The organism is Trinickia sp., from assembly GCF_051953955.1.
GTDB lineage: Bacteria > Pseudomonadota > Gammaproteobacteria > Burkholderiales > Burkholderiaceae > Trinickia.
The window spans coordinates 1-17,775 of sequence record NZ_JBQCIF010000120.1 but is presented as its reverse complement, the minus strand read 5'-3'; the positions used below and the strand labels follow the sequence as shown (position 1 = coordinate 17,775).

General features: G+C 63.8%; 16 protein-coding genes and 4 tRNA genes. 12 read left to right on the top strand and 8 right to left on the bottom strand.

The annotated features are described in order from the left end of the window. On the bottom strand, nt 1-1,085 hold a 1,085-nt coding region (locus ACTHNZ_RS22280; protein ID WP_440544755.1), incomplete at its 3' end, for a c-type cytochrome. Beyond that, nucleotides 1,082-1,789: a c-type cytochrome gene (locus tag ACTHNZ_RS22275; protein ID WP_440544754.1), complete on the bottom strand. Its 708-nt coding sequence runs from the start codon at nt 1,787-1,789 to the stop codon at nt 1,082-1,084. The genes ACTHNZ_RS22280 and ACTHNZ_RS22275, both read right to left, overlap by 4 nt. A gap of 276 nt (nt 1,790-2,065) precedes the next feature. Between ACTHNZ_RS22275 and ACTHNZ_RS22270 the strand changes: the two genes are divergently transcribed. Then, nucleotides 2,066-2,875 (top strand): helix-turn-helix domain-containing protein, encoded by an 810-nt coding sequence (locus tag ACTHNZ_RS22270; protein WP_440544753.1) that lies wholly within the window; start codon nt 2,066-2,068, stop codon nt 2,873-2,875. 31 nt (nt 2,876-2,906) lie between these two features. On the opposite strand, the gene kdgT is transcribed toward ACTHNZ_RS22270, so the two are convergent. Then, nucleotides 2,907-3,905: a 2-keto-3-deoxygluconate transporter gene (gene kdgT / locus ACTHNZ_RS22265; RefSeq protein WP_440544752.1), complete on the bottom strand. Its 999-nt coding sequence runs from the start codon at nt 3,903-3,905 to the stop codon at nt 2,907-2,909. A gap of 283 nt (nt 3,906-4,188) precedes the next feature. Here kdgT and kduI point away from each other — a divergent pair, with 283 nt between their 5' ends. The 8 genes from kduI (at nt 4,189) to ACTHNZ_RS22225 (ending at nt 8,214) form a co-directional block, all read left to right on the top strand. Next, on the top strand, nt 4,189-5,025 hold the full coding sequence (gene kduI / locus ACTHNZ_RS22260) for a 5-dehydro-4-deoxy-D-glucuronate isomerase (protein ID WP_440544751.1): 837 nt from the start codon (nt 4,189-4,191) through the stop codon (nt 5,023-5,025). A 4-nt stretch (nt 5,026-5,029) separates the two neighbouring features. Further along, the gene (gene kduD, locus ACTHNZ_RS22255; RefSeq protein WP_440544750.1) at nt 5,030-5,836 is read left to right on the top strand and encodes a 2-dehydro-3-deoxy-D-gluconate 5-dehydrogenase KduD; all 807 of its coding nucleotides are present in this window, start codon (nt 5,030-5,032) and stop codon (nt 5,834-5,836) included. 59 nt (nt 5,837-5,895) lie between these two features. Then, nucleotides 5,896-6,750: a DNA-binding transcriptional regulator KdgR gene (gene kdgR, locus ACTHNZ_RS22250; RefSeq protein ID WP_440544749.1), complete on the top strand. Its 855-nt coding sequence runs from the start codon at nt 5,896-5,898 to the stop codon at nt 6,748-6,750. A gap of 258 nt (nt 6,751-7,008) precedes the next feature. Then, a tRNA-Glu gene (locus ACTHNZ_RS22245) sits at nt 7,009-7,084 on the top strand. An 80-nt stretch (nt 7,085-7,164) separates the two neighbouring features. Next, a tRNA-Asp gene (locus ACTHNZ_RS22240) sits at nt 7,165-7,241 on the top strand. Nucleotides 7,242-7,324: 83 nt separating this feature from the next. Beyond that, nucleotides 7,325-7,400, top strand: a tRNA-Glu gene (locus ACTHNZ_RS22235). A gap of 78 nt (nt 7,401-7,478) precedes the next feature. Further along, nucleotides 7,479-7,555: transfer RNA gene (locus tag ACTHNZ_RS22230), tRNA-Asp, on the top strand. Between the two features lie 179 nt (nt 7,556-7,734). Then, complete coding sequence (locus ACTHNZ_RS22225; RefSeq protein ID WP_440544748.1) at nt 7,735-8,214, top strand: GNAT family N-acetyltransferase; 480 nt, start codon at nt 7,735-7,737, stop codon at nt 8,212-8,214. Between the two features lie 27 nt (nt 8,215-8,241). Here the strand turns inward: ACTHNZ_RS22225 and ACTHNZ_RS22220 are convergent, their stop codons facing one another. After that, entirely contained in the window at nt 8,242-9,141 is a 900-nt protein-coding gene (locus ACTHNZ_RS22220) for an AraC family transcriptional regulator (protein ID WP_440544747.1), read from the bottom strand. Nucleotides 9,142-9,372: 231 nt separating this feature from the next. Between ACTHNZ_RS22220 and ACTHNZ_RS22215 the strand changes: the two genes are divergently transcribed. Next, nucleotides 9,373-9,804 carry a gamma-glutamylcyclotransferase family protein gene (locus ACTHNZ_RS22215; RefSeq protein WP_440544746.1) on the top strand — a complete coding sequence of 144 codons (432 nt, stop codon included), beginning with the start codon at nt 9,373-9,375 and terminating at the stop codon, nt 9,802-9,804. A gap of 175 nt (nt 9,805-9,979) precedes the next feature. On the opposite strand, the gene aceB is transcribed toward ACTHNZ_RS22215, so the two are convergent. Continuing rightward, entirely contained in the window at nt 9,980-11,572 is a 1,593-nt protein-coding gene (aceB, locus tag ACTHNZ_RS22210; RefSeq protein WP_440544745.1) for a malate synthase A, read from the bottom strand. A gap of 97 nt (nt 11,573-11,669) precedes the next feature. After that, nucleotides 11,670-12,416 carry a haloacid dehalogenase type II gene (locus ACTHNZ_RS22205; RefSeq protein ID WP_440544744.1) on the bottom strand — a complete coding sequence of 249 codons (747 nt, stop codon included), beginning with the start codon at nt 12,414-12,416 and terminating at the stop codon, nt 11,670-11,672. A gap of 154 nt (nt 12,417-12,570) precedes the next feature. On the opposite strand from ACTHNZ_RS22205, the gene ACTHNZ_RS22200 reads away from it, so the two are divergent. Beyond that, nucleotides 12,571-13,473, top strand: coding sequence for a LysR family transcriptional regulator (locus tag ACTHNZ_RS22200; protein WP_440544743.1), 903 nt, complete (start codon nt 12,571-12,573; stop codon nt 13,471-13,473). Nucleotides 13,474-13,629: 156 nt separating this feature from the next. After that, nucleotides 13,630-14,064 (top strand): universal stress protein, encoded by a 435-nt coding sequence (locus ACTHNZ_RS22195; RefSeq protein ID WP_440544742.1) that lies wholly within the window; start codon nt 13,630-13,632, stop codon nt 14,062-14,064. 134 nt (nt 14,065-14,198) lie between these two features. Here ACTHNZ_RS22195 and aceA read toward each other — a convergent pair whose 3' ends face one another. Together aceA and ACTHNZ_RS22185 are read right to left on the bottom strand one after the other, a co-directional pair. Further along, the gene (gene aceA / locus ACTHNZ_RS22190; protein WP_440544741.1) at nt 14,199-15,506 is read right to left on the bottom strand and encodes an isocitrate lyase; all 1,308 of its coding nucleotides are present in this window, start codon (nt 15,504-15,506) and stop codon (nt 14,199-14,201) included. A gap of 363 nt (nt 15,507-15,869) precedes the next feature. Continuing rightward, nucleotides 15,870-17,501, bottom strand: a complete 1,632-nt coding sequence (locus tag ACTHNZ_RS22185; protein WP_440544740.1) for a DEAD/DEAH box helicase — start codon at nt 17,499-17,501, stop codon at nt 15,870-15,872. Between the last annotated feature and the right edge of the window lie 274 nt (nt 17,502-17,775).

The window sequence follows — 17,775 nt, the reverse complement described above, 5'->3', positions numbered from 1 at the left end:
GAGGTCATCTGGATCGACTGATTGTTCGCGAGCGGCGGAAAGTCCGGCAGCTTGCCTTCGCCGTGTTTGCCGTGGCAAGTCGCGCATTGCGCGTCGTAGATCTTGGAGCCGAGCCGCGAGAGCAAGTCGCGCGCTTCGCCCGATAGGTCGTTGTTCGAAGCTCGAGTTTCGGTACCGTGCCGCGGCAGCGACTTCAGGTAAATCGCCATTGCGCGCACGTCGTCGTCGGACAGATATTGCAAACTGTCATAGACGACTTCGGCCATGGGTCCGTACACCGCCCCGCGGTTGGACACACCTTTTTGCAACAGGTCCGCGATGTCGCCGATGCTCCAGTCGCCGAGGCCGGCTTCCTTGTTCGAGGTCAGCGAAGGCGCGTACCAATCCTGCATCGGGATGAGGCCGCCCTCGAATGCTTTGGACTCCGAACTGCCGCCGAGCGCGTTGATCGCCGTATGGCACATCGAGCAGTGGCCGAGGCCTTGGACGAGATAGGCACCTCGATTCCACTCGACCGACCGCGTCGGTTCGGCTTGATAGACGCCTTCGCGGAAGTACAGCGTGCGCCAGCCGAGCAGCAATTCCCGGTTGTTGTACGGGAAGCGCAACTCGTGCGGCCGGTTTGGCTGATGAATGGCCGGCACCGAGCGCAGGTAGGCGAAGATCGCATCGGAATCGGCACGCGTGATTTTCGTATAGGCACCGAACGGCATTGCGGGGTACAGCAGCGATCCGTCGCGCGAGCGCCCCGTATGCATCATTCGATAGAACTCGTCGGCCGTCCATTGGCCGATGCCCGTCGCTTCGTCTGGCGTGATGTTGGGCGAGTACAGCGTGCCGAACGGCGTCGGCATGGCACGGCCGCCGGCGAACAGCTTATCGCCGGGTTGCGTGTGACAGGCAATGCAGTCGCCGGCACGCGCGAGGTACTCACCTTGTTTGAGGACGTCTGCGGCGGGCCGCACTGATGTTTGTGCGAATGCGAGCGCGCTCGCGGCGGCAAGCGCGATGCCCGCACTCGCGCGCGCGTGTCGAGCGAATCTGAGCAAAAGAAAAAAGATGGCTGGCACGAAAGACTCCGTCATTGCGGTTCGCTGCCGCAGCGCAGCGGCATCTTCAGGCTGTCCGCCGGGGCGAAGGCGGGATTGGCCGGACCGGGCGACGCCGCGAGCCATGCGGCGACGGCCGTGATGTCGTCGTTCGTCAAACGCGAAGCGATCTCGTGCATGCAATCGGGCGCGTAGGACTTGCGCGTGCCGTAGCGCCATGCGCCCAACTGCGCGCTGATGTACTCGGCGTGTAGGCCGAGCAGACCTGGGACGGCCGGTTCCATGCCCGTGAGGGCCGCGCCGTGACACGCCGCGCAAGCGGGAATCTGCTTGCCGGGATCGCCCGACTTCGCGAGTTGCTCGCCGCGCGCCAGCAACGGGGCCGGGACTGCCGCCGTCAGAGCCGGCGGGTAAGGCGGCCGTTGGCTCGCGAAATAAGCGGCGATCCGATGCAAGTAGGCGTCGGGCAAGTAAGCGAGCAGGTAGTTCATCGGCGGATACTGGCGCCGGCCGTCGCGAAACGCGACGAGCTGGTTGTACAGATAGCCGGCAGGCTTGCCCGCCAAGCGCGGGAAGTAGTCGTTGTCCGTGCCTTGGCCTTGGGCGCCGTGGCACGCGGCGCAAGCGAGCACGCGAGAGCGCATCGTGTCGGGCGCGCGTTCGCCGCGCGATTCCTGCGCGTGAGCGGCTGCACAGGCGAGGGCTGTGAGCGCCACGGCAGCGATGGTTCTTTTCTGCATCACGACATCGTCTCCGGGGACACGAACGATATGCGGCGCGCCCGCGGCTTTCAGCATCGGCTGGCAGCCTGCCGCGGTGCGGATCGCCAAAACCACCCGATTGGAGCAGAGGCGCGTGCAAGCGAACTTGACGTGGATCAGGGATTTCGAGGATCGCGCCCCATGTTGCATCGGTGCCATGCGACCGTTCGCCGCGCCGTCGGCGCGTGACAAAGCCGCCGGGACGCAAGAAGCTACTGGCTATCGAATATTTGTCGAAGAAACGGGGAGATTCGAATGTTGGACATCAGCGAACGGGCCGGCAAGCGCGATGCGGCCAACGCGCGACTCACGTCCATCGCCGTGCGCGATGTGACGGCGCCGAGTCCACGATCCACGGAAGGCACGGCTTCATCGGCCTGCAAGACGTGTTCGCTGCGCCCGGTATGCACGGTGAATCCCGACGAGCTCGCGTGTTCGCAGCAGATGGAAGATCTCGTGCTCGGCTATCGCCCGGTCAAGAAGGGCGAGGCGCTCTTTCGCGTCGGCGACGCGTTTGCCAACCTGTATGCGGTGCGCACGGGTTCGTTCAAGAAGGTGACGTTGCTGGCCGATGGGCGCGAGCAAGTGACGGGCTTTTACGTTTCCGGGGAATCGCTGGGGGCCGATGGCATAGCCGCCGCTCAATACGCGAGCGACGTCGTCGCGCTCGAAGACAGCAGCGTCTGCGTCATGCCGTTCAATTTGCTCGAATTGCTGAGCCGCGAAGTCAAGGCGGTGCAGCACCATGTCTTTCGCATGCTGAGCGCGCAGCTCGTGCGCGAAACGAATTCGAGAATACTGCTCGGCTCGATGAGCGCAGAGGAGAGGGTCGCCGCATTCCTGCTCGATCTTTCGCGTCGGTGGCGAGCGCGCTCTTATTCGCCGAGCGCATTCACCTTGCGCATGACGCGAGAGGAAGTGGGCAGCATGCTCGGCCTCAAGCTCGAGACCGTGAGCCGCACGCTATCGCGCTTTCGGGCACAGGGGCTCATTCGCATTCAGGGAAAGGAAGTGCGAATTCTCGACTTCGAGCGATTGATCGATATGGCGGGGCGAGGGGCGTGAGCAAGCGGTCCAACGCCTTGCCCTGCATCACTCACTCCAAATCCAGAGAACCCGCGCTCACCGTCAGCAGCGCGTCGCCCGTCGTGCGCGTTGCCCGCCGTGCCCACATCGCCGTGAGAATTGGCACGAGAATCGCCGTGACGAGGCACGCGGTCGCGACGATCGCGGTAGCGGCCGGCACCATCGGCTTGAACTTCGGAATCATCTCGCCGATGATCGCCGGATTCGCGACGGCCGCGCCGGCCGTGGACGACGCGGCGAGCCCAGCCGCCCCATTGCCGCCGCCTAGGATCTTGTCCGCGAATATCAGCGGCACACCCGTGACGACGATGACGGCCAGGCCGAGCGCGAGGCCCGGCAGGCCGCTCCTTGCTATGACGTTCAGATCGATGCCGTTGCCGAGCGCGAAGCCGAAGAATGGGATCAGCGGATGCACGCAGCGCCCGAACAGTTCGCGCAAATCCGAATCGAGGTTGCCGAGCGCGAAGCCGATGACGAACGGCAATACGGCGCCGACGAAGAGCCGGAACTCGAAAACGGCGACACCCGCCGCGCCGAGGATCAGCATGCTGACGAGCGGCCCCGATTCGATCGACATCAGCACGAACGCCCCCGCTTCCTCTTTCGTGCCATATTGCTGCATGACGGCCGCATAAAGGCCGCCGTTGGTCATGTCCATCGATGCCGTGATCGCGAGCACCGATAGGCCCGCGAAGAGCCCCGTCTTGATGCCGTCGCCAGGGATGAACTGCGCGGCGATCACCGTGGCGACCCATGCGACCACGAATTTGGTGAGAACGAGCGTGCCCGATTTGCGCAGCACCGTGCCCGTCGCGCGCAGGTTGATCGTCGCGCCCATGCAGAAGAACCACACCGCGAGGATCGGCACCGTGCCCGCGATCAGGCCGTTGGTGAACGAGCCGAAGTACTTCCCGGCGTGGGGCGCGAATGTATGCACGCATGCGCCGAGCAGCATGGGAACCAACATCAGCCCGCCAGGAATGCGGTCGATAGCCTGTTTCAGCTTCACGTCTCCTCCGTGGACGTCTAGGCGTCCCGTTGTTGAATGACGACTGCCGATCGATTATAGTCACTAAAATTGGAACATCGTTCCGATTTATTGAAATTGTGATGTAGGCGTAAACCCGTGCTGGCACGAGTCATGGCGGGGAATGTACGTTTCCAAAAGATAGGGCGTTGAATTCAAATCCGGACTGCTATTCCAAATAGTGGGCTTATAGCCGCCAGGAACGCAGGCGCAGGGCCGGCGGCACCATCGTCGAGCGTTGATGTCGCTCGCAGGGAGAACCAGCATGCAGGTGCGGCAAGGCATACACAGCGAGCACGCGAAAACGCTCGACACGGACGGCTTGCGCCGCCATTTCCTCGTGGAAAACGTGTTCGAGCAGGACGCGTTGTCGCTCACCTATAGCCATATCGATCGCATCATCGTAGGCGGCGCATGGCCGGCGACGCGCGCGGTCGAAGTGCCCGCATCGCTCGGTGCCGCGATGGGCGTGAGCCATCTGCTCGAACGGCGCGAACTGGGCGCGATCAACATCGGGGGAGCCGGCTGGGTCGAAGTCGACGGGCAGCGATATGCGGTGGGGACCGAGGAGGCGATCTATATCGGCCAAGGCGGGCAGGGCATCGTGTTCGGTAGCGACGACGTCGCGCATCCGGCGAAGTTCTATCTGAACTGCGCGCCCGCGCATGCAGCGTATCCGACGCGCACCGTCACGCTCGCGCAGGCGTCGCCCGAAACGCTCGGGGATGCTTCCACGAGCAACCGCCGCACGATCTACAAGTTCATCGTGCCCGACGTGCTGCCGACGTGCCAGCTATCGATGGGGATGACGAAGCTCGAACCGGGCAGCGTGTGGAATACGATGCCGTGCCACACGCACGAACGCCGCATGGAGGTCTATTTCTACTTCGGCCTTCCCGGCGATGCGGCCGTGTTCCATCTGCTCGGCGAGCCGCGCGAGACGCGCCACCTTGTCGTGCGCAACGAGCAGGCCGTCATTTCGCCGAGCTGGTCCATCCATTCCGGTGTCGGCACGAAGGCTTACACGTTCATCTGGGGGATGGTCGGCGAGAACCAGGTGTTCAAGGACATGGATCACGTCGCCGTCGCCAACTTGCGCTGACGCCATGAAGCGCGACAACCCCGATCTTTCTTCCGCCCATCCGCGTTCGGCGTTGGCCGGCCTATTCGATCTGACCGGCAAGGTGGCGATCGTCACGGGCTGCAACACCGGGCTCGGTGCGGCGATGGCCATTGCGCTCGCGGCGGCCGGCTGCGACATCGTCGGCGGCAACCGCTCGGAGGCAGCCGCGACGTCGGCCCGCGTCGAAGCAGCCGGGCGGCGGTTCGTCGACGTACGCGCGGATTTATCGACGCTCGAGCCGATCGAGCGTCTTGTCACCGGCGCCGTCGAGGCGTTCGGCCGCGTCGACATTCTCGTCAACAACGCAGGCTTGATCCGCCGCTGCGATGCGCTCGATTTCACGGAGGCCGACTGGGACGCCGTCATCGACGTGAATCTGAAGAGCGTGTTCTTCCTGTCTCAGGCCGTCGCGCGGCAGATGCTGGGGCAAGGGAGCGGCGGCAAGATCGTGAACGTGGCGTCGATGCTCTCGTTCCAGGGCGGCATTCGCGTGCCGTCGTATACGGCGTCGAAGAGCGGCGTGCTCGGTCTCACGCGCCTGCTGGCGAACGAATGGGCTGGACGCGACATCAACGTCAATGCGATCGCGCCCGGCTACATGGAGACCGACAACACCGCGCCCTTGCGCGAGGACACGCAGCGCAGCGGCGAAATCGTCAAGCGCATTCCGGCCGGCCGGTGGGGCGTGCCCGAGGACCTCGCTGGCGCCGTCGTGTTCCTCGCCTCGCGCGCGTCCGACTACGTGCATGGGCACACGCTTGCGGTCGATGGCGGGTGGCTCGCGCGTTGACCCTGCGGTGCGGGGGACGCGCTATGCTTGCGCGGTTCGCCTCTCACGGATTCACGGAAATGACAGCAACACCCAGGCCGCGCAAACGCGATCATGCGCATAGGGAGCCGCCGGCCGATCCATCGCCGGCCGGCGCCGGCGAGAAGGGCGATTCCGTCGCTGCCGTCGGGCGCGTCTTCGCGATCCTTGCAGCGCTCGGCGATCGCCGCGAGATCGGGATCAGCGAATTGTCGCAGCAGATCGGCATGTCGAAGACGACGGTGCATCGCTTCTTGCAGACGCTCAAGGCGCTCGGCTATGTCGCGCAGGAAGGCGAGACGGATCGTTATCGGCTGACCATCAGGCTGTTCGAGCTCGGGAGCCACGCGCTGGAGAGCGTCGATCTCGTGCGCGAGGCCGATCTCGAGATGCGCCGCATCGCGCAACTGACGCGTGAAGCCGTGCACCTCGGCGCATTCGATGAAGACGCGATCATCTATGTCCACAAGATCGACGCCGACTACGGGCTGCGCATGCAGTCGCGGATCGGCCGGCGCAATCCGCTCTACAGCACCGCGATCGGCAAAGTGCTGCTCGCGTGGATGCCGCCCGAGGAAGCGCGCGCGGTGCTCGCCGGCGTCACGTTCAGGAAATCGACGGCGAAGACGCTTTCGTCCGCGGACGCGGTGATGAGCATCCTTCCACGCGTGCGGCAGCAGGGGTACGGCGAAGACAACGAGGAGCAAGAGGACGGTCTGCTGTGCCTCGCCGTGCCCATCTTCGACCGTTTCGATCGAGTGATCGCGGGCTTGTCGATTTCGTTTCCGACGATGCGTTGCGGGGCCGATACGAAAGCGCATTACGTGGCGCTGCTGACGGCGGCCGGACGGGCGATTTCCGCGAAGCTCGGCCATCGTTCGAGCGCGGCTGAGTGATGGCCTGCGCGCCACTCTCAAAGCGCTTGCGCTAGTAAGAGACCTATGCGTATAATGCGAGGCTCTGCTGTTCGAAGAGTCGCGTTAGTTAGATATTGCGCGATTCGCTCGTCGAAGGGTGGTGAAGTGCTTTCGAAGCGCAATGATGGAAAGAAAAAACTTCACAAACGCCGATCGACGAGTTAGAATAGCGTTCTTCGCTGTTGACGAAAGTTGAGCGCGAAAACACAGTGTGCCAGCAGGTAGTGAAAAGATTTTGTCCCCTTCGTCTAGAGGCCTAGGACATCACCCTTTCACGGTGAGTACAGGGGTTCGAATCCCCTAGGGGACGCCAAAAATCGCGGCGCTTCATCGAAGATGAGGCTCGCAGCTTGCGAAACGAGACCGACGTTCGCGGGTATGATGGGCAATCAAGGAGTGGTAGTTCAGTCGGTTAGAATACCGGCCTGTCACGCCGGGGGTCGCGGGTTCGAGTCCCGTCCACTCCGCCAGACAAAGCCCGTTCAGGTTTGCTTGAACGGGCTTTTTCAATAAAGTGTAAGCAGTACATCGAGCAGTATGAGCAGGTTCTGTTGTCCCCTTCGTCTAGAGGCCTAGGACATCACCCTTTCACGGTGAGTACAGGGGTTCGAATCCCCTAGGGGACGCCAAAACATCGGCGGTGCTTCGGCTATGAAGCACTGCGGTTCGCGGAAACAACCGACGTTCGCGCGCCAAGATGCAAGACTGGAGTGGTAGTTCAGTCGGTTAGAATACCGGCCTGTCACGCCGGGGGTCGCGGGTTCGAGTCCCGTCCACTCCGCCAAATAAGAAGCCCGTTCGAGCATGATTCGAACGGGCTTTTTTCTTGCATGCTCGAAACGGAACAATCGATCTGCTCGCCCCGTGGCTGAGCCGAGTCTTCGTGCGAGGCGGGACAATCCGCCATTGCAAGTCGCCCGAGGCTGCCGTACTGTGGTCACGGTTTCCTACGTCCCGGCTACGATGTTCGATCCGACCGACGCGCCTTTGCCCTACGCGCCATCGCCGTTTCACCTTCGCGAAGCGTCGATGAGCGATTTCGAGTTTGCCGAAATGCTCACGCGCACCAACATGGGCCGCTACTACGAGCGGCACCGGTTGGCCTGGCGGGCCGATCTCTTTTTCGCCAGCTATCAGGAATCCGAGAACTTCATTCTCGAAATCGACAATGAGCCGGTCGGCCTGCTGCGACTGACCGAAGAGGGCGATTCGCTGCATATCCGCGACATCCAAATTGCGGCGGGCCATCGCGGCCAAGGTGCGGGGACGTTCTTGCTCGAGACGTCGCATCGATGGGCCCACGAGCGCGGGCTGCGCGAGTTGCAATTGCGGGTGTTCATCGACAATCCGGCCGCGCGTCTGTACCTGCGAATGGGTTACCGCGTGGCCGGGCCGCGGTTCGCCCAACTGGGCGCGATCCGCCATATGACGCGGCGCGTCTGAGCGTGCGCACACCGCCGCCGCAGCCCGTCATCGGTCTGGGGATGGCGGCTTGACGCCGCCGAAATCGTCCTCGTCGTCCTCGTCGTCGTCTGATGCCGCGCGCTCGGGCGCGGCTTCGCCGTCGCGCATCATGAAGGCGCGCGGGCTCTCGCCGAACGCACGCCGAAACATCGCGGAAAACGCGCTCTGGCTCTGGTAGCCGAGCTCATGTGCGATTTGCGATAGCGCACGCCCGCGGTTCAATAGCGGGATCGCGCGCGCCAGCACGGCTTGCTGACGCCATTGCGAGAAACTCATGCCGAGTTCTTGCCGAAACAGCCTCGCGATCGTGCGCGTGCTCGCGCCGACGCTCGCTGCCCAATACTCGAGCGGATCGGTGTTGCCGGGATCGGCCAGCAGCGCTTCGCATAGCGCGCGCAGCCGCTTCTCGGTCGGCATCGGCACCGATAGAGGCAACGGCTCGGAGCGCGTGATTTCGTCGAGCGCGAGCGTTCCGAGCAGGCGCTCGCGAGCCGGGTCCAGCCCGTTCGCGGCCAGTGCGGCGATGACTTCTCGCAGCAACCCCGACACGTCGACGACGCGGCAGGCGTCGAGCCCGGCCGGCACGACCGATTCGTCGATATAGAGCGTGCGCAGATACGCTTCTTCGACGATCGCGACTTCGTGCGGTACGCGCGGCGGCACCCAGATCGCCCGCGAGGGCGGAACCATCCATGTGCTGCCTTCGATCGCGAGGCGCATGACGCCACGCGAGGCGTAGGCCAACTGGGCCCATGCGTGGATGTGCATCGCGATCCGTTCGCCGGCCGGCATCGGCCGCGCGCGCACGCGGATCGGATGAGCCGGCGTCGGCGCGACCGAGGGCGGGATATCGAGCAGGTGCACGCGGGCGGTTGCCGCCGGCGCGATAGGATCGTTCGAGCTCAAGGCGAAGGGCCGTTGGTGAATTGAAAGCAGACGCGCATGGGGACGGGGCGGTGACGCGTATTGTATGTGCGCCGGTTTTATTCGCCGTGCATAATGGCTGTCCGAGACTGAGCGGGGCTACGTCAACCACCGCGCCGGCTCGGCTCCCCACGTTCGCCGGCGAAGTCCAAAGCATCGAATCGAACCGTACAACCGGCGATGTGAAAACCCCACAACAAAGGACGAGGGCACATGCGACAGGTATTCGTTTATGGCACGCTGCGGGCCGGTGAGATCAACGACATCGGGGTAGCGGCGGCGCGCCACGGCATCCAGGCGCCGCAACTGATCGGGCGGGCAGCGGTTGCAGGAAGATTGTACGACTTCGGGGATTATCCGGGGCTCGTGCCGGATGAGACGGCGGGACCGGTACGCGGCGACGTCTACGAGATCGACGAAGCGCTCGTGCCGGTGCTCGATGACATCGAAGGCGTGAAGCCGGGGATCGACACCCTGTTCAAATCGCGCGAGCTCGTCGTTACCGTTGCGGGGCGAGATCTGCCGTGCTTCTTCTACCCGGTGGACGAGCCGTCGATCGGCGGGCGAGGCCGCATCGAGGCCGGCGATTGGATCAGCTATCGCCTCGCGCGCGACTCGATCGGCATGCTCAAGTACGGGCGCTGACCGAGCGCTCACCCATCCGCATTCGATTCGGCAAGCGCCGCCGCGCCATGCCGCGCGTGTATTGCGCCACGGCGATGGTGAGCAATGCGTAGACGATGCATGGGCGATGCTTGGGTCATAGACGCGGCAAACGGCGGTCAGGCCTTTACGCCCGTCCGCCGTTTTTTACGGCTGCTTAGACTTCCTCGTAAAGCGGCAGCGTCAGGAAATCCGTGAACGTTTCCGACGTCGACATTTTTTCGAAAATCGTGGCAGCGCGATCATAAGATTGCGTATTGCCGCCGACCGACTCCTTGATCTTCGGCAACTCTTCGGCAATCAGTGCGCGCACGAGTTCCACCGTCACCTTGCGGCCGTCTTCGAGCTTGCCCTTCGGCGAGCGCAGCCACTGCCACACTTGCGAGCGCGAGATCTCCGCTGTCGCGGCGTCTTCCATGAGGTTGTGGATCGGCACGCAGCCGTTGCCGGCGAGCCACGAACCGAGGTAGTGGATACCGACGTTGATGTTGTTGCGCAAGCCGGCTTCGGTGATGGGCGCTTCCGGCCGGAAGTCGAGCAGATCCTTGGCCGTGACCTGCACATCGTCGCGCTGTTTGGCGATCTGATTGGGCTTGTCGCCGAGTACGGCCACGAACTCTTCCATCGCCACCGGCACAAGGCCAGGGTGGGCCACCCAGCCGCCGTCGTAACCGTCCGTCGCATCGCGCTTCTTGTCGGCACGGACGCCGCCCATCGCCTTTTCGTTCGCGGCGGCATCGCTCTTGATCGGAATCAGCGCGCTCATGCCGCCGATCGCCGGTGCGTTGCGCCGATGGCAGGTCTTGAGCAAGTGGAGCGCGTAAGCGCGCATGAACGGCACCGTCATCGTGATCTGGGCGCGATCGGCGAGGCAGAAGTCCTTGTCGTTCTTGAATTTCTTGATGGCCGAGAAGATGTAGTCCCAGCGGCCGGCATTGAGGCCGGCGCTATGCTCGCGCAGCTCGTACAGGATCTCGTCCATCTCGAACGCCGCGAGGATCGTCTCGATCAGCACCGTCGCGCGAATCGTCCCGCGCGGCAGGCCGATGGCTTCTTGGGCCGCCACGAAGATGTCGTTCCACAGGCGCGCTTCGAGATGGCTCTCCATCTTCGGCAGATAGAAGTAGGGGCCGCTGCCGCGCGCGATGAGCTCTTTCGCGTTGTGGAACAGGAACAGCGCGAAGTCGAAGATGCCGCCGGAAACGCGTTGGCCGTCCACGGTCACGTGCTTTTCATCGAGATGCCAGCCGCGCGGGCGCACGAGCAGCGTCGCGATTTTTTCGTTGAGCTTGTACGTCTTGCCGTTTTGCTCGAGCGAGATCGTGCGGCGCACGGCTTCCTTCAGATTCAATTGGCCCGTGATCTGGTTATGCCAGTTGGGCGTGTTCGAATCCTCGAAGTCCGTCATGTAGGAGTCCGCGCCCGAATTCAGCGCGTTGATGATCATCTTGCGCTCGACCGGGCCCGTGATTTCGACTCGCCGGCATTCGAGATCGTTCGGCAGCGGCGCGATCTTCCAGTCGGCTTCGCGCACGGCCTTCGTCTGCGCGAGGAAATCGGGGCGCTCGCCGGCATCGAGCCGTTGCGTGCGTTCCGCGCGCGCTTGCAGCAGCTCGCGGCGTCGCGCTTCGAACGTGCGGTGCAAATGGGCAACGAGCGTCAACGCCTCGGGCGTCAGGATCGTCTCGAAGCCCGGCTCGATGGCACCGGTGATTTGCATGCCTTGGGGCAATGACAGCGTGTTCGCCATGGAAAGTCTCCTTTGGTCGGTCAAATAGCAATGGCAATGGCAACGATAGAGGCGATGTGCTCGCACGTCCGGGCTGTGGCGGGCGAACGCATGCGCGTCAATCCTTTTCGATCGGCGCAGCCGTTTTCACGAAGGCAACGAGGTCTGCCAGGCTCGTGCCGATGCCGCGCGGTTTCGCTTCCAACTCTTCGAGCGGCGCTCCCGCCCGATTGATCCAGAACGTCGTGTAGCCGAACCAACCGGCGCCTGCCACGTCCCAGCCGTTCGACGACACGAAGACGATCTCTCGCGCCGTCGCGTCGAACGCCCGCGTGCCGAGCGCGTAGGCCGAAGGCGCGGGTTTGTAGGCGCGGACCGCGTGCACGGACAGGACGTGATCGAACAGATCGGCAATGCCGGCGCTCTTGACCGCAATGTCGAGCATGCCGGGATTGCCGTTCGACAAAATACCGAGGCGAAGCGCGTGGCCGGCTCGCGTGGCGCCGTGTTCACGCAATGCGCGCAAGGCCGGCGCCGCATCGGGAAAGGCGGACAAGCATGCGTATTGATCCATCAGACGCTTCTCGCCGGCCGCATCGAGCGGCAATCCAAGACGGCGCGCCGCATGGCGCAGCGCGTCGAGCGTCACGTCCCAGAATGGCTTGTAGTGGGACCCGCTCACATCGGCGAGCGTGCGCAACTGCGAATATTCGATCTGCTTCAGGCGCCAGAGCTGCGAGAGGGCATCGCCTCGTCCAGGAAACAACTGCTCGGCTGCGGCCACCACCGAATGCACGTCGAACAGCGTGCCGTAAGCGTCGAACAGCACCGCTTTCGGAAAGGATCTCGGCGAGGACGATGTCATGGCCTGGCACTCCTGTGCTCAACTGTACTAAAGGTCAGGAACATATTCTATTTGTGACTTGCTTGTTCGAAAAAGGCAGCAGAGGTCACTTTATCTTTGACTTTTTGATACATAATTTGCCCGTGTCGGTCGTTCTGGGCAGGACTTGTCGATCATGTCGCGCTTCAAGCAAATCGAAACCTTCGTGGCGGTGGTGGCCAAGGGCAGCCTTTCGGCCGCCGCGCAGGCCGAGGGCGTCGCGCCGGCCGTCATCGGCCGCCGGCTCGATGCATTGGAGGAGCGGCTCGGCGTGAAGCTGCTCGTGCGCACCACGCGCAAGCTGACCTTGACGTTCGAAGGCTCCGCGTTTCTGGAGGACTGCCAGCGCATCGTGCACGACTTGCAGAACGCCGAAGCGAGCGTTTCCGCGGGAGGCGTGAAGGCGAGCGGGCACGTGCGCATATCGGCGCCGGCCGGCTTCGGCCGCAAGCATGTCGCACCCTTGATTCCCGCGTTCGCCTCCGCCCATCCAGAAGTGTCGGTCGCGCTCGACCTGTCGGACCGCATGGTCGATCTCGTCAACGAAGGCTTCGATTGCGCCGTGCGCTTCGGCGAGCTGCCCGATTCGTCGCTCGTCTCCCTGCGCCTGGCCGAGAACCGTCGCGTCTGCGTGGCGTCGCCGGCTTACCTTGCGCGCCGGGGCACGCCGCTGACGCTGGCGGACCTCGCGCATCACAATTGCCTCGCGCTTGCCGCCGGCGTCAATCAGCAGCGCGGCTGGACGTTCGCGCAAGACGGCAAGACCGTCTCGATCAAGGTGAGCGGCATGCTCGAATGTTCGGATGGGGCCGTCTTGCATGAATGGTGCCTCGCCGGGCACGGTCTCGCCTGGCGCTCGTCGTGGGAGACAGGGGAGGACATCGCAGCGGGCCGGCTCGTGACGGTGCTCGATGCGTTCGCTGCGCCGCCGATCGGCATTCACGCGGTATTCCCGCAGCGACGGCATCTGCCGTTGCGCGTGAGGTTGTTTCTCGATTTCCTCAAACATACTTATGAACGTCCCGGCTACTGGCAATAACGACCGGTAGCCACGTGCGGTAGCCTGCAGCCGGCAAGGCGCGCGGGTTTTCGATATGCGGAGTCACCCGAGGCGGGCCTGCGGGCCGAGCAACGCGGCACTACAATCGACGTGAGCGTGCTCGCGCCGCATGGCGCGGTCAACGAGGGAGGCCACATGTTCAAGCACATCCTGGTCCCGACCGATGGTTCCGAGCTGTCTCAAAAGGCGATCGACGGCGCGATCGACCTCGCGCGTTCGGTCGGCGCCCGCATCACCGCTTACGCTTGCTTGCCGCAGTATCCGTATTCGCCGTTTTCGGAAGTCATCGTCGAGCAGCCCGACGATTTCCAGCAGCGCAGCGAGCGCGAGGCACGCGAGCACTTGGGGCAGGTGGAAGCGGCCGCGCACCGCGCCGGCGTGGCGTGTGCGAGTCAAACCAGCGTGCATCCGTCGCCCTACCTCGGCATCATCGAAGCCGCCGAGAGCAGCGGCTGCGACGTCATCTTCATGGCCTCGCATGGGCGCCGTGGGCTCGGCAGCTTACTGATCGGCAGCGAGACGCAGCGCGTCCTCACGCATACCAAAATCCCAGTGATCGTCTATCGCTGAGCTAAGCGGCTCGGCGCCGATGTGCCTCATTTCAGCGCGAGCGGTCCGTTCGTCGCACGAAACGTCGAGCCCCGCATGCCGAAGCATGCGGGGCTCGCGCCTCCCCCTTGGTCCCCTTACGCGAGTCCCGTCGTTTATGCGACCTTCTTCGTGTCGAAGAACTGTTCGTCTTCGGTCGAACCGTGCAGTGCCGTCGTCGACGCTTCGCGCTCGACCGTTTGCGTGACGGCGTCGAAGTAGCCAGTGCCCACCTCGCGCTGATGCTTCACGGCCGTGAAGCCCTTTTCGGCGGCAGCGAACTCGGCCTGCTGCAGCTCCACGAACGCGCTCATCTGTGAGCGCGCATAGCCGTGCGCGAGATTGAACATCGAGTAGTTGAGCGCATGAAAACCCGCCAGCGTGATGAACTGGAACTTGTAGCCCATCGCGCCCAATTCCTTCTGGAATTTCGCGATCGTCGCATCATCGAGGTTCTTCTTCCAGTTGAACGAGGGCGAGCAGTTGTACGAGAGCATCTTGCCGGGGAATTGCTTGTGGATCGCCTCGGCGAACTTCTTCGCGTACTCGAGATCGGGCTTGCCCGTCTCGCACCAAATCAAGTCGGCATACGGCGCGTAGGCGAGGCCGCGCGAGACCGCTTGTTCGAGGCCCGGCTTCGTGCGGAAGAAGCCTTCCACCGTGCGCTCGCCCGTCAAGAACGGACGATCGTTCTCGTCCACGTCGGATGTGATGAGGTCGGCCGCTTCGGCATCCGTCCGTGCGACCAGCACGGTGGGCACGCCGCAGACGTCGGCGGCAAGTCGCGCCGCCGTGAGCTTCGCGACGTTCTCGCGCGTCGGCACGAGCACTTTGCCGCCCATGTGGCCGCACTTCTTGACCGATGCCAGCTGATCTTCGAAGTGCACGCCCGCGGCGCCCGCTTCGATCATGGCCTTCATGAGCTCGAACGCGTTGAGCACGCCACCGAAACCGGCTTCGGCATCGGCGACGATCGGGGCGAAGAAGTCGACATAGCCTTCGTCACCGGGGTTCTTGCCTTCGGACCATTGGATTTGGTCGGCGCGCGTGAGCGTATTGTTGATGCGCTTCACGACGAGCGGCACGGAATTGGCAGGGTAGAGCGATTGGTCCGGGTACATTTCGCCGGCCACATTCGCATCGCCGGCCACTTGCCAGCCCGACAGATAGATCGCCTTCAGGCCAGCCTTGACCTGCTGCATCGCCTGGTTGCCCGTCAGCGCGCCCAGCGCATTGACGAACGGCTCGTTGCGCATGAGGTCCCACAGCTTCTCGGCGCCGCGCTTCGCGAGCGTGTGCTCGGGCTGAATCGAGCCGCGCAGGCGCACCACGTCTTCGGCCGTATAGCCGCGCTTGATGCCTTTCCAGCGCGGATCCGTTTCCCATTGCTGCTGCAGTTGCTGTGCTTGCTGTTGGCGTGACATGGTGTGGCTCCTTAGTGCTTGAAAGAGAGAAGGACGGAATCTCGCTTGTCGCACTGTTTGGGGTGCGAACTCTTATATAAGAGTCTAGGCAAATGGGAGCGGAGGGAATAGGGCCAATCGAACGTTTTTGGAATGTATTTTTTATATAAAAATCAAATGCATATCTTACGTATTCCACGATAAGAAATGCTGTTTTCCATGTCGCAACGAGTTTCGTTGTGCCACGCAGCACATATTTTTACGACGCAAAAGCCCTTTCCACATCGTGAAAATAGGGGCGAATGGACGAAAAAAAACCGGTACATCAAGTACCGGTTCTTGGATCGACGCCGTTTTCGCGTCGAAAAGGCTTAGCGTCGAGGCTTAGCCGTTGCTGCGACGCGCGCCGCGCTGGCCGTCGCTGCGGCGGCTTTGACCGTCGCGAGCGCCATAGCCGCCACGCGAGCCGTTCGTCGAGCCGCGGCCGCCGAAGTTGTTGCCTCCGCCGCCGCCGAAGCTGCGGCCTTCGCCCGCGGCGCGCGGCGCGCTGTTCGAGCCGAAGCGCCGGCCGCCGTTACCGCCGCCCGGACGGCCCCGGCCGTTGCCGTTACGGGGGGGCGGTGCCTTGCGCGGCTCGAAGCCTTCGATGACGTTGACGGGCAGCGGGGAGCGGACGAAACGCTCGATCCGTTTCAGCGCGCCTTGCTCGGCGTGATGGACGAGGCTGACGGCGATGCCCGAGCGGCCCGCACGGCCCGTGCGGCCGATGCGGTGCACGTAGTCTTCGGCAAACTTCGGCAGATCGTAGTTGAAGACGTGCGTGATGCCGGGGATGTCGATGCCGCGCGCAGCGACGTCGGTGGCGACGAGCACGCGCACGCGGCGCTCGCGCAGCGCGCGAACCGTGCGGTTGCGCGCGCCTTGCGGAAGGTCGCCGTGCAGCGCGGCCGAGGAGAAGCCTGCGTCGGCGAGGCGGCCGGCCAACTGATCGGCATCGCTCTTCGTCGCGGTGAATACGATGGCTTGGTCGAGCGCCTCGTCACGCAGCAGATGATCGAGCAAACGATCCTTATGGTCGCGGTCGTCGACGTAATGGACCGTCTGCGCGATGTTCGAGCGCGATTCGATTTGACGCGCGATTTCGATGCGCTCCGGGTCCTTCAGCAGGCGATTCGTCAGCGAGCCGATCTTGCCGTCCAGCGTGGCGGAGAACAGCATCGTCTGGCGCGTCGCGGGCGTGGCCGCGACGATCGTTTCGATATCGTCGATGAAGCCCATGTCGAGCATGCGGTCCGCTTCGTCGAGGACGAGCATTTGCAGTTGCGACAGATCGATACGGCCACGCTCGAGGTGATCGAGCAGACGGCCCGGCGTTGCCACGAGGATCTCGGGGTTCTTCGCGAGCAGCATCAATTGCTGGCCGTATGCGACGCCGCCGAGAATGCTGACCGTGCGCAGCCGGCGCAGATGCTTGCCGTAGGTCGAAGCGGCCGTCGTCACTTGCATGGCGAGCTCGCGCGTCGGCGTCAGCACGAGCAGGCCCGGGCGGGCGACCGGCGGGCCGCGGCGCGGGCGGCGGTCGCCGCCGGCCTCGCGCGGCTCGCGCGGTTGCGCGGCCTGCGTCTTTTGCACTTGGGCGAAGCGCTCGATGGCAGGCAGCATGAAGGCTGCCGTTTTGCCCGAGCCGGTGGGGCTCGAGACGAGCAGGTCACGGCCCGCGATGGCGGCCGGAATCGCGCGCTGCTGCACGGGCGTGGGGGCGGCGTAGCCTGCTGCCGTCAGCGCCGAAACGATTTCGGGCGACAGGCCGAGCGAGGCAAAGGTGGGGCCCGAAGGCGCGGCCGGCGCCGGGGCGTCGGCCACTGCGCCATCCACCGGGGCCAGCGCTGCCGATGCATCGTCGTAGTCGGCAACTGCGCCATCCACTGGGGCCAGCGCTGCCGGTGCATCGTCGTGCAGGCCAAGGGCGGCGTCGGCAATGGCGTTCAGCGGGCTGGAATCGAAGCTCGAAGTCATGGGAATCCTAAGAAGACGTCTAATAAGGCGTCGGCGCCAATCGGCATTACCCAAGTCGTCGGATTCAGCATGCACGAGCATGCGAGCAAATCGAAAAACGGGGGCAGCTCGCAAATCAGTGCGAGCTTTTCGTTAGAAGCTGTATCGGATACGGGGACGCCGTCATGGCGTCGCCGTCAGCCTGGTATGAGACGGCCTGTGAGGGCCTAGGCGGAAGGGGACAGGTTCTAAACTAGATTGGAGCAAAACGCTACAAGGGCGCTGCACTCGCCGG

Coding starts and splice junctions, on each gene's coding strand:
- ACTHNZ_RS22275 (WP_440544754.1), bottom strand. CDS start 1,789: ATGCAGAAAAGAACCATCGCTGCCGTGGCGCTCACAGCCCTCGCCTGT.
- ACTHNZ_RS22270 (WP_440544753.1), top strand. CDS start 2,066: ATGTTGGACATCAGCGAACGGGCCGGCAAGCGCGATGCGGCCAACGCG.
- kduI (WP_440544751.1), top strand. CDS start 4,189: ATGCAGGTGCGGCAAGGCATACACAGCGAGCACGCGAAAACGCTCGAC.
- kduD (WP_440544750.1), top strand. CDS start 5,030: ATGAAGCGCGACAACCCCGATCTTTCTTCCGCCCATCCGCGTTCGGCG.
- kdgR (WP_440544749.1), top strand. CDS start 5,896: ATGACAGCAACACCCAGGCCGCGCAAACGCGATCATGCGCATAGGGAG.
- ACTHNZ_RS22225 (WP_440544748.1), top strand. CDS start 7,735: ATGTTCGATCCGACCGACGCGCCTTTGCCCTACGCGCCATCGCCGTTT.
- ACTHNZ_RS22215 (WP_440544746.1), top strand. CDS start 9,373: ATGCGACAGGTATTCGTTTATGGCACGCTGCGGGCCGGTGAGATCAAC.
- aceB (WP_440544745.1), bottom strand. CDS start 11,572: ATGGCGAACACGCTGTCATTGCCCCAAGGCATGCAAATCACCGGTGCC.
- ACTHNZ_RS22205 (WP_440544744.1), bottom strand. CDS start 12,416: ATGACATCGTCCTCGCCGAGATCCTTTCCGAAAGCGGTGCTGTTCGAC.
- ACTHNZ_RS22200 (WP_440544743.1), top strand. CDS start 12,571: ATGTCGCGCTTCAAGCAAATCGAAACCTTCGTGGCGGTGGTGGCCAAG.
- ACTHNZ_RS22195 (WP_440544742.1), top strand. CDS start 13,630: ATGTTCAAGCACATCCTGGTCCCGACCGATGGTTCCGAGCTGTCTCAA.
- aceA (WP_440544741.1), bottom strand. CDS start 15,506: ATGTCACGCCAACAGCAAGCACAGCAACTGCAGCAGCAATGGGAAACG.
- ACTHNZ_RS22185 (WP_440544740.1), bottom strand. CDS start 17,501: ATGACTTCGAGCTTCGATTCCAGCCCGCTGAACGCCATTGCCGACGCC.